The organism is Chloroflexus sp. (assembly GCF_034432675.1).
GTDB lineage: Bacteria > Chloroflexota > Chloroflexia > Chloroflexales > Chloroflexaceae > Chloroflexus.
The window spans coordinates 17,747-27,650 of record NZ_DAOUBI010000071.1 but is presented as its reverse complement, the minus strand read 5'-3'; the positions used below and the strand labels follow the sequence as shown (position 1 = coordinate 27,650).

General features: G+C 56.0%; 9 protein-coding genes. 2 read left to right on the top strand and 7 right to left on the bottom strand.

Features of this window, described 5'->3' with window-relative positions:
• Positions 1-310 precede the first annotated feature (310 nt).
• The gene (locus VAE55_RS05610; RefSeq protein ID WP_322814818.1) at positions 311-838 is read left to right on the top strand and encodes a PspC domain-containing protein; all 528 of its coding nucleotides are present in this window, start codon (positions 311-313) and stop codon (positions 836-838) included.
• Between the two features lie 300 nt (positions 839-1,138).
• Here VAE55_RS05610 and VAE55_RS05605 read toward each other — a convergent pair whose 3' ends face one another.
• From VAE55_RS05605 to VAE55_RS05595, 3 genes are all read right to left on the bottom strand, one after another.
• Positions 1,139-1,960, bottom strand: coding sequence for a DUF92 domain-containing protein (locus VAE55_RS05605; RefSeq protein ID WP_322814817.1), 822 nt, complete (start codon positions 1,958-1,960; stop codon positions 1,139-1,141).
• A gap of 98 nt (positions 1,961-2,058) precedes the next feature.
• Complete coding sequence (locus tag VAE55_RS05600; RefSeq protein WP_322814816.1) at positions 2,059-2,535, bottom strand: SRPBCC family protein; 477 nt, start codon at positions 2,533-2,535, stop codon at positions 2,059-2,061.
• 506 nt (positions 2,536-3,041) lie between these two features.
• A complete protein-coding gene (locus VAE55_RS05595; protein ID WP_322814815.1) occupies positions 3,042-4,274 on the bottom strand; it encodes a multidrug effflux MFS transporter in 1,233 nt (410 codons plus the stop codon).
• 310 nt (positions 4,275-4,584) lie between these two features.
• On the opposite strand from VAE55_RS05595, the gene VAE55_RS05590 reads away from it, so the two are divergent.
• Entirely contained in the window at positions 4,585-5,049 is a 465-nt protein-coding gene (locus VAE55_RS05590; RefSeq protein ID WP_322814814.1) for a GNAT family N-acetyltransferase, read from the top strand.
• Between the two features lie 88 nt (positions 5,050-5,137).
• Here the strand turns inward: VAE55_RS05590 and VAE55_RS05585 are convergent, their stop codons facing one another.
• The 4 genes from VAE55_RS05585 to VAE55_RS05570 form a co-directional block, all read right to left on the bottom strand.
• On the bottom strand, positions 5,138-5,779 hold the full coding sequence (locus VAE55_RS05585; RefSeq protein WP_322814813.1) for a TIGR04282 family arsenosugar biosynthesis glycosyltransferase: 642 nt from the start codon (positions 5,777-5,779) through the stop codon (positions 5,138-5,140).
• A gap of 44 nt (positions 5,780-5,823) precedes the next feature.
• Positions 5,824-6,846 (bottom strand): arsenosugar biosynthesis radical SAM (seleno)protein ArsS, encoded by a 1,023-nt coding sequence (gene arsS / locus VAE55_RS05580; RefSeq protein ID WP_322814812.1) that lies wholly within the window; start codon positions 6,844-6,846, stop codon positions 5,824-5,826.
• A 590-nt stretch (positions 6,847-7,436) separates the two neighbouring features.
• Positions 7,437-9,344 (bottom strand): VanW family protein, encoded by a 1,908-nt coding sequence (locus tag VAE55_RS05575; RefSeq protein ID WP_322814811.1) that lies wholly within the window; start codon positions 9,342-9,344, stop codon positions 7,437-7,439.
• A gap of 292 nt (positions 9,345-9,636) precedes the next feature.
• Positions 9,637-9,795, bottom strand: coding sequence for a Flp family type IVb pilin (locus tag VAE55_RS05570; protein ID WP_287156714.1), 159 nt, complete (start codon positions 9,793-9,795; stop codon positions 9,637-9,639).
• Between the last annotated feature and the right edge of the window lie 109 nt (positions 9,796-9,904).

Here is a 9,904-nt window from a genome sequence, read left to right as displayed (position 1 = left end):
ACGTTGCCAGAACGGCTTGCTCGCGGGTGCAGAAGCCATTGTTACCACATTTAATCAATGGTTGCAACAGAGCATCTCGTAAATGTTTTTTGAAACAGGTTCTAATATACCAGCCGTGTCCGCGACAGAGTTGTGCCTGTACGAGCGTGTTGATACCAGGCATGAGCCTCTTCACCCATGGCGATGAATCGCTCTGCACATGGTCTCGTGACGGTGAGCAGGCGTGGTTGCAACTATTTGGTAAAACGTTCGTCAAATTCGCAGAATACGTGGGCACAACTCTTTGGCCCTGGCTGGAAGGAGCCGATATATGCAGACACGACTTACCCGGAGCAGAACAGATCGCATGATCGGCGGTGTGTGTGGCGGCCTGGCCCGCTACTTCGCCGTTGATCCGGTCATTGTGCGCTTGATCTTTGTGCTGATCTTTTTCATCAATGGCATTAGCCTGCCGATCTATCTGGTGCTCTGGCTAATTATGCCAAGAGAGAATCCTCCGACACCCTTCTCCTCGACAGGTAGCGAGGCAAATTTCGCTCCGCAGGAGGCTTTCGTCAGTCAAAGTCAGGTGAGTGGGCAGGCACGGGTCGGATATGCTCCCGATCCCTCATACCGCTTCGATCCACTTACCGGTCAGCCTATCGGTGGCCCGGCAACCGGCGAGACGGTACAACTGACAACGACACCACCGCGTCGCCGTAACTGGAGTTTACTCGGCATGATTCTGATCGGTGTGGGCGGTATCATTCTACTTGAGCAATTGGGGGTGAATCTCTCGCTGCTATTCCCCGTGCTGTTGATTGGGGCCGGCCTGGTGCTGTTGCGACGTGGACGCTAAATGAAACCGGTCATATCAGCCAGAAACAGGGAATGAACACTATCGTAGCAGGCCAGAGTAGGGGCGCACGGTCATGCGCCCCTACCGTGAATTCCCCTGTGTTCACCACCTCAATCTGTACCACGCAACGTTTAGGGTTCGGCAAGAATGAGATGGCGTATGTATCGCCTTCCCTTTACAGGGAGTGCCAGGTCATTCGCCCGACTATCAACTCTCTTGACCAGACCAGCCGCTGTTTTGGTATCGGCGAATGGATAGCGGTAGCGAAACATCCTTCGCCAACCCACTGTCACCAGCCTGTCAAAGCGCCCCCATCATTGCCGCAATCACAACCGCGATCAGGGCACCACCAATTGAGCTGATCAGGTTCACCAGGTCGTTATCCATCCAGCGCCAGCCGCGCAAAAAGCGGTTGGGAGTGCCGTCGCGAGCCACCCGGCGTTCAGTCTCGCGGCCATCGGGATAGACGTAGATTGCCTGCACGGTAGCTCCCATGAGACTGTCGAGCAGCGCACCACCTAGACCTCCGAGGAGACCAGCCGGGATCATCCACCGCGGCGGCGTACCACCGATACTGCTCAGCAGGAACATAGTGATGCCAATCAACAACCCGCCTGCGGCAGCCGCTGAGGTACCCATCAGGGTGACACCTCCGGATGTTCCCGGTGGTACCGGCTGGCGCGTCGTAATCAGTCGTGGTTCATGCGGGCTGAGTACGCCCAATTCCGTCGCCCAGGTATCGGCAGTCACCGTTGCCATTAACCCGACAAATGCTGCCAGTAATACCGCCGGCTGGTCATTCAAGGCATACGCGACCGCGCATAGTGCTCCTAACCCACCGTTGGCAATCGTCTGGAAAAAATCGCGCCTGCCACCCTTAGCAAACTTTTCTGCTGCCCGCCGTTCTTTGATGGATTCTTTGTAGTGCGAGAGTAGGCTGCTACTGACGAAAAAGACTATCAGGGTAATTCCCCAGGCCCAACCACCAAAACCGAACGTCAATGTCCCCACTAACACAGCACCCAGCCAGCCACTTTCGCTTAGTGAACGGCGGACAAAGGCAATACCGCCGATCACAATACTGAGCACAAATCCCAGCCCGATCTGCACAACATCAACCATAGTCTCCCCCGACGTCCTCGCCGGAGCGGCAAAAAAAGAATGCAGAGCACCAATTGTGTGGTGCTCTGCGATTATACCAGAGACAGGGACAGAATGAATTAGGCTGCGGCGCGGGCTGATGATGTCTGGCGCGTCTGACGAGCAACGCCTCGCAATGCTGTCTCAAGATCGGCACCTAGCATATCGGCGACAGTCTTCTCAGGCACAAATGAAGCCATCATGCCCAAAAGCGGTGCCAGGTCAATCCCCATAATAACCTGTAGATCGGTACCATTGACCGCCTGGCTCAGCACCCAACGCGTCTCAACCGGTAGCGGCGTGCGCACGGTGAAGACGATTTCGCGGTTATCTTGCCAGGTCAGATCACCTTCACAGCGGATCGTGCCGAACAAACCACCCATTGACATATAGGTGACTAGACGGGCGCGACGTGCAACATCATCACGATTGAGCAGCTCCGTCTTCTGCACGCGAGGCAAAATCTGGCTGATCAATGCCGGGTCGGAAAGAGTTGCGAACACCTGCTCTGGCGTTACTCCCTCTATATGGCAGCGCCGTCCTACTTTAATCATCATGGTCTCCTGTCTCTGTACTGTCAATGTTTTGCACAGTCATAATAGCACCCTTGCACAGACATGTCAATAGCTTTATTAATGAAAATACAATGAGGCGCGTCGTTTGGCGTGCGGCAGCCACGCTCCGCGCCAGCCGTGCTCGCGATCAGGTGTGTGGCGCAGCGGTTTCGTCGCCGGTCACGGCAGCGCACTGCCGTCTGCTGTGACGATACGTGCTGCGTAGACGGGGTGTGAGCGGGGGAGCGGATCGTGGCGCAGGCGTTCCGCCTGCTGTTTGGAGCATGCTTTAACTATTGAACAGCAACCATTTCGCAAATGTCTCAACCCACAAGCCATCCTGGCGCAGGCCGCCAACAGTGTGAACGATCCACCGCACGTGTACCCACCGATGCGCGTCAATTGCCACGACACATGCGTTCCAGCCCGACCCACGCTCCTGTAGCGGTTGCCCTACCGGTACTTGTTAAATCTCACAGCATACTTGCAGTATGACCGGCAGCCAGGTGCTACTCTTCGCTCACAACCACCGGCTCAGGTTGATCGCGATTGGCCCAATACATCAAGACCAGCGCACTAAAGGCCAGTACAGCGAACCCCATCGCCAGTGGCGTCACCGTGCCGTTGTACGCCTGCCCAATAACCGCCCCGAGCGGAATCGCGACGAAGGTGGAAAGCGAGCCAACTACTGCCGAACCTACACCGGCAATATGACCGAGTGGTTCCATCGCCAGTGCATTCATATTGCCGAAGAGAATGCCCAGACAGAAGAAACACGGGATCAGGTACGCCATCAACATCCACAACGGCGGTTGCCCGGCGGTAAGCAGAGCGATCCCGACAAAGAGCAGGGCTATGCTGCACAACGCAAACAGTGCGATTTTTACCAGCGGACGCATGCCGTAGCGCATGACGAGACGGCCATTCACGAATGAAGCGAGGCCAATCGCCAGCGCATTGATGGCAAAAAATAGTGGAAACAGTGCGCCTAAGCCATATTGCTGCTGAAAAATCTGCTGTGACGAATTGAGATACGCTTGCAGGATGGCCGACACTGCTCCGGCCATGAGGGTGTAGCCGAGCGTGGTGGCGTTCGCCAGTACTTCGCGGAGCGCACCAATCATTCGGTGCACCGACAACGGCACCCTGCGCTCGGATGGAAGTGTCTCCGGCTGACGGAGCGCAAACCAGATCAGTGATACTACCCCCAGCACCAGCAGGATGACGAAGATGATGCGCCAGGCAGCCACAAACAGGATAGCCTGGCCGATAGCCGGCGCAATGATAGGCACCACGATGAAGACAACCATAATAAATGATATCACTCGCGCCATCGATCTTCCGGCAAAGCGATCCCGAATGAGCGCCATTGAGACCCCGCGTGGCCCGGCCACGCCCAACCCCTGAAGCAGACGCCCGATCAGCATCATGGGAAAATTGATGGCGAAGATAGCCAGCAGTGAGCCAACACCAAACATGGCGTATCCCAGATAAATCGCCGGTTTACGCCCAATACTGTCCGAAAGCGGGCCATAGAGAAGCTGACCAATCGCCAGGCCGAGAAAGACCATCGTGACGACAAGCTGGTTGGCATTCTCGTGGGGGGAGCCGAGATCGGCACCAATATCGGCCAGGGCGGGTAACATCAGATCAATCGACATAGCGACCAGCGAGGTCATCAGAGCCATCATGGCGATAAATTCGCCGGTTTGCGGGCCGTGTGTGAGTTTTGACGATGACATGATGTGTGTCTAATTCCTTTGTGCTATCTGCCAGGTTTTCGTCGTATTATGCCCTCTTTGCGCAATCTTGACAAGACAATCTTCGCTTTGTCAAAGAGTTTTGCGCCGGGTGCAGGATGGTGTTTCTGGGATTATGAGGGCATTACCTTTTTCCACCCTGGCAGCAGGTTGCGGCACCACGTGTCGCGCTGTTCGGAGTGCAGAAGTAAGGCTTCCGCACCCATCGTCATAGGCACGGCCTGCGTTCTCGCATCTGAGCATGGTAGAGTGTTACACATAAAGCAGAGTTTCCCCCTCAGCCGGAGGAGCTATGTCAACAATAATCATTGTCCGCGCTCAACCGTCCGACGCAGCGCTGCTCAAGCAAATTGCTGTGGCTGCCAAGCGATATTGGGGCTATCCCGACCATCTCATCAACCAATGGGCCGCCTCGCCAATCATCACTCCAGCGGCGATTGACCACGATCTGGTCTTTGCTGCTCATCAGCAGGGGCAGCCGATTGGCTGGTACCGGTTGATTGTCGATAGCTCACCAGCGATACTCGAAGACCTTTGGGTGATCCCGTCCTGGATCGGCCAGGGCGTGGGGCGAATGCTCTTTACCCATGCCGTTGCCCAATGCCGTGCGCAGAGAATTGCGCAGATCGAGTTGGACGCTGATCCACATGCCGTCGGCTTCTACCGCAACATGGGATGTACTGTGATCGGGGAGACTATCTCAGAATGGAACCGACCGGTACCACGGCTCCGCTATACGCTTGCAGCAGTGGATTGAAGCCGGGGTTTATGTCTCGTGAAACGTGCGCAAACCTTTGTGTGCAGTGTGTGTTTTGTGGGGGATGATTGATATATCTGCCACCACGTCATCCTCCAGCCTGTGCCAGCACGTGCTCCAATAGGGGCCGGGTGTGGGTCAGAGAGGCTGAACTGGCGATCAAGCGGTGCAGATCAGTAAAGGTGTCGATGTCGTACCAAAGGGGAAGGAGCGAGGTCTGGAGCCGCAGTTGTTCGGCAATGGCTAGCGTATCACGCAGTACGGTTGGCGTACTCATGGTGACGCCGGTGAAGAGGGTTGGTGCCGGTCGGCGCAACCCAACCAGATAGTAACCGCCATCACTGGCCGGCCCCAACACGAGATCGGCCCCTTGCGCTAATTCAGCGAATGCCTGTTCGATGAAGGCTACCGGCAAATCAGGGCTATCGCTCCCGATCACAACCACTGCCGGTGCGCCTTCGTTCAGGAGCGCATCGGTGATGTTGGTCAGCCGTTCACCCAAATCAGCGCCAACCTGTGGCCGGTGGGTAAGGTCAGGGGCAAGGCGGGCAAAGTAATCGGCAGCGGTTTCCGGCGCATACGCGATGATCGGCTGCACCCCACGTACACTCCGCAACAACGCCGTCAAATCATAAAGAAACGCTTCGTACAGTGTAGTTGCCTGCGCTGGGGTCAAAGGTGGGCACAAACGGGTCTTGACCCGTCCCGGTTCAGGGCGACGGGCCATCATCACGAGCGCCGGATGCACGCTCACGGCGTGCCGATAGCGCCTGTTCAGGTGGAGCCGGCGGCTGCGGTGCATGCGTCACAATGTGCTACGGTGCGAATCTCGCGTCCGGCCAGATCGGCGATAGTCACATCGCGAATGCTCTGCGGCAGCGCGAGATCGAGCATCTGATTGAAATCACAGTCGTAGAGTCGCCCATCCCAACCGACCGAGAGCGTGGTGCGACACATCAAGCCATTTACTGTCACCGGGTTGAACGCCTGAACGAGCAGGTGCATGTATGCTTCCAGCTCGCCACTGGCCTGCAAATGGTCCAGATAGCGGCTGATCGGCATGTTGGTGAGCGTATACAGGCGATTGAAGACTATACCATAACGGGTAGCCAGCTCTTGCCGCCAGCGTTGTTCGAGGGTTTCCTGCGCTTCCGGCAGATAAGGGCCGGTTGGATTTGCGATCAGATTCAGCAGCAAACCGCTGCCCTCAATACCGTAGCCCAACACATTGAGTTCGCGCAACGTTGCCAGCGATTGCGAAAAGACTCCCTCACCACGTTGACCATCGGTCGACTCTGGATCGGTTGTCGGCAACGATGCAATGATCTCGACCTGATGTTCGGCAAAAAATCGGGGTAGATAGCGATAATTTGGCAGTTGGGCAACCGTCAGATTGCAGCGGTCGATCACATGACAGCCCAGCGCACGTGCCTGACGGACGATCTCGGTAAATGCGGGATGCAGCTCCGGCGCACCACCGGTAATGTCGAGGGTCGAAATCCACCAGCGTGCCGGCACATCCAGACAGGCGGCGACAATTTCTGGCGGCATCACCTCCTTGCGGTCGGGGCCGGCATCAACGTGACAATGATGACAGGTCTGATTACAGCGTCGTCCCACATTGATCTGCAAGACATCAATGCACGACTCGGCCCGTAGCGGGGCCAGACCATAGGCCAGGAGTGTCTCATTGAAGGCAGGTACCGGCACCTGAGCCAGCACCTGTTGCTGGATCAGCGGATTGGTCAATGGATGTGCCTGCTGCTGTAACGTTGGAATTAGCCGTAGTGATGGCATGGTTACAACTCCTTGTATTCGAGAGTATACCATGCAACACAAGGAGTATCAGTTGTACTCCTACTGAACCACACAGCAATCACGTCGCTGGATGATACCTGTCTTAGCAATGCCCGTGGCATGTAGTTAAGAGCGCGGAAGAGACGATCTCGACTATCTGAAATCCTCTTTACACCTGCTGTACCAGACGGCTTTGGAAAATCCTACCGATGTTATTGTGCTCCCAGACTGTCACCCAGGCGCAGGAACACTTGCCAATCACCACAGACTGGCCCATCCTGCACCTGGCCCGTTGGCAAAGCGCAGCTCCTGTCGTGCCATCATGCGCTGAGAGGGGTGCCTTGCCTGCTCGTCACGCGCTTGTCGCGACGTTTGGAGTACGGCAGCCATGCTGCCGCAACAGCCGTGCTCACGATCCGGCGCGTGGCACGCCGTTGACCCTGCTGGTCACGGACGGTTTTTGAAATAGGTTCTACATTCCAGAGTAGTACAACCTTCTCGCTGTGCGATACGTAGAAGTTTTCTCCAGGCTTACACACAAATCGTACCTGCGGAAACACATTCACACACCGATCACTGCACGAGCACACCTATCCGCTACCACGAACGAAAATGTTCGGCCAAGGACGGAAACGGGTGAAGAACAGCTCGCGCCGCACCTCACCATCCGCTTCGGTCACGATACGGTAGATGGAAATATCACGACCACTGCGTGCGACATCGGTTTGCCGTAACGTGCCACGTGGCAGTGAAGGGTCATCAATGTAGACCGGCTCAGTCGGTGCCCGGATCTCGTTGGTGATGATCGGCCCCTCAATCCGCACCTCGCGATCAGACCGAGTTCCATACAATTGGACGACCAGTACCTGTGCCTGTTCATCAATGCTTGTTTGCATCAGCAACCAGCGCCCGGTATCGTTGACAAATTTGAGGTCTTGCACACCGGTAAAGATCGCGGCATCGAGACCCTGACCATCACCGTTCGGGCCGAGTCCGAAGCGGTCGTACCAGCTTATGTAAAACGAGTGGGCATGGCGTTCGGTGATCGGTAGACCGGCCCAAAACGCGGCTCGAAAGACGGTTGTACTTACCTGGCACACCCCACCGCCCCATTCGAGTTGAGTCCGATTGCCGATAATTGCATACCCTTCAACAAAGCCATTTTCGGCGTTGACTTCACCCAACTGGCGGTTAAACGAAAATTCTTCGCCGGGCGCAATCAATACACCGTTCATACGGGCTGCACCGACGCGAATGTTGGTGATGCGGTATGGAGCTGAACCGGCAAAGCTGCTCCGTCCTTCTGCTACCAGCTCGACAATGCCCAGATTGTCGAGGGTTGCTGCCGTAATTTGAGGTTCAATCCGCTCAACCGGCAGAGTCAGCGTGCGGGTTACCGGTGAAGGCTGCATCAGCACGTCAGCAATGATAGAAACCGCATCAGCCTGACGCAACCGCCGCCCTGGCTGTCCCTCAGCGACGATCCGCACCCGACCATCACTGAAACGCAGGCGCGGTTCAGCGGTACCGGTATCGATCATCTGCGCCAGCCCTTCCACGGCACGGGCAAGACGATCTGGATCAACTTCTATTGTTAGTCGACCATCAACCGGTGTTACCCGCAGTAGTTCTGCCAGACGTTCAGGCGTCCAGACGATTGTCTGGTCTTCGACCTTCAACTCAAGCGCACTCCGCAGCAGTTGGTCAGCAATCTGCTGGGCAACCACCAGATCAGTATCGTCAATCTGTGGCACGATCTGACGAGTGCGGATCGGCACCGTTTGAGGTTGGAGCGCACGGATAGCCAGCAGCACATCATTTGCCGTCGCGTCAACCAAAAGCTGCGTACCCGGTTGGCTGGGCTGACCAACCACGCGGGCATCGGCCAGACTGAGAACAGCATCAGCCGGCAATCGCTCGATCTGTGGTGCCAGCCCCAGCAGATAGCGTTGGGTTTGCGCGAGATCGACAGTCAGGCGTGGAGTTATATCAATTCCCTCCTGCCAGAGCAACCACAGCTCATAGGCACGAGTGAGCAGATCACCGCTTCGTCCAAGCGCGAAGGCACTATTTACCAGCCGTTCCACATCAAAGGCGACACCCAACTCAGCGAGTGTCGGTTGCCAGCGCTGGTCACGAAATGTAAGTGTAATAGGCTGTTGCTCAAAGGAACGATAGCGCCGACGCAACTCGATAATTAAATCGGTGCGCGAATAGCCACCGATTGACTCGCCATTGAGCGAAACGCCGGGTAAAATCGTTTCAGGATACACCATATCCACGGCGTACAGCGCACCGGTGGGAACTGCGACAAGCAGGACTAAACCTACCACCAGCCATAGCCAGACCGGTACCCGCCGCCGATGACGCACTGGACGCCGCATACGGGGACGGCGCGGCTCATCAGGTGGTGGCTCGTCGTCGGCAAGCGGTGGACGTTGTCCGGCTCGACGGCGATAGATCGGGCCATATTCCTGATAGTAGCGATTGTTCGGCATACGGATGCAGTAACCTCATAACACCGGATTACTCGCATTGTACAAAACCTTGGGCGTGGCGACAAGTTTCGGATCAGGGTATGAAATTGAATCTGGCAGGTTGGCGTCGGGGTAGAACAGGTTGGGAGCTACGAAACGACAGCGCACCTGTTTCAAGATTGGAAGCTGGAAACACGGTATTCCTTATTGCTGATATGGGTGGGAGGCATCAATATGGCAATGATCAGGCAGAAAAAAGCACCACACCCGACCAAATGGCCGGGTGTGGTTGAGTGTCGTATGATAACGATAATTACGGCTGAATTGTGCCGGCGAGCTGGTTGAACAGGTCGCTAATGTTCTGGCCCAGCAGGGTCAAAGCACCGATAACGACGACTGCGATCAGAACGAGGATGAGTGCGTACTCAACCAGACCCTGGCCCTCTTCCTTGGCGAAGAAACTGCGAAGCATTGTGAACCTCCTAAAGACTAGTGCAGTTTAACTATTCCTGTGGAGTACCTCTCCACGCTTCGTAGTATATATGATGAGGCAGGTTTCGCCAATAGGCTGAAAGTACTAT

Bases quoted from the DNA above. Each gene is read 5' to 3' on its own strand.
- VAE55_RS05610 (WP_322814818.1), top strand. From the start codon at position 311: ATGCAGACACGACTTACCCGGAGCAGAACAGATCGCATGATCGGCGGT.
- VAE55_RS05605 (WP_322814817.1), bottom strand. From the start codon at position 1,960: ATGGTTGATGTTGTGCAGATCGGGCTGGGATTTGTGCTCAGTATTGTG.
- VAE55_RS05600 (WP_322814816.1), bottom strand. From the start codon at position 2,535: ATGATGATTAAAGTAGGACGGCGCTGCCATATAGAGGGAGTAACGCCA.
- VAE55_RS05595 (WP_322814815.1), bottom strand. From the start codon at position 4,274: ATGTCATCGTCAAAACTCACACACGGCCCGCAAACCGGCGAATTTATC.
- VAE55_RS05590 (WP_322814814.1), top strand. From the start codon at position 4,585: ATGTCAACAATAATCATTGTCCGCGCTCAACCGTCCGACGCAGCGCTG.
- VAE55_RS05585 (WP_322814813.1), bottom strand. From the start codon at position 5,779: ATGATGGCCCGTCGCCCTGAACCGGGACGGGTCAAGACCCGTTTGTGC.
- arsS (WP_322814812.1), bottom strand. From the start codon at position 6,846: ATGCCATCACTACGGCTAATTCCAACGTTACAGCAGCAGGCACATCCA.
- VAE55_RS05575 (WP_322814811.1), bottom strand. From the start codon at position 9,344: ATGCCGAACAATCGCTACTATCAGGAATATGGCCCGATCTATCGCCGT.
- VAE55_RS05570 (WP_287156714.1), bottom strand. From the start codon at position 9,795: ATGCTTCGCAGTTTCTTCGCCAAGGAAGAGGGCCAGGGTCTGGTTGAG.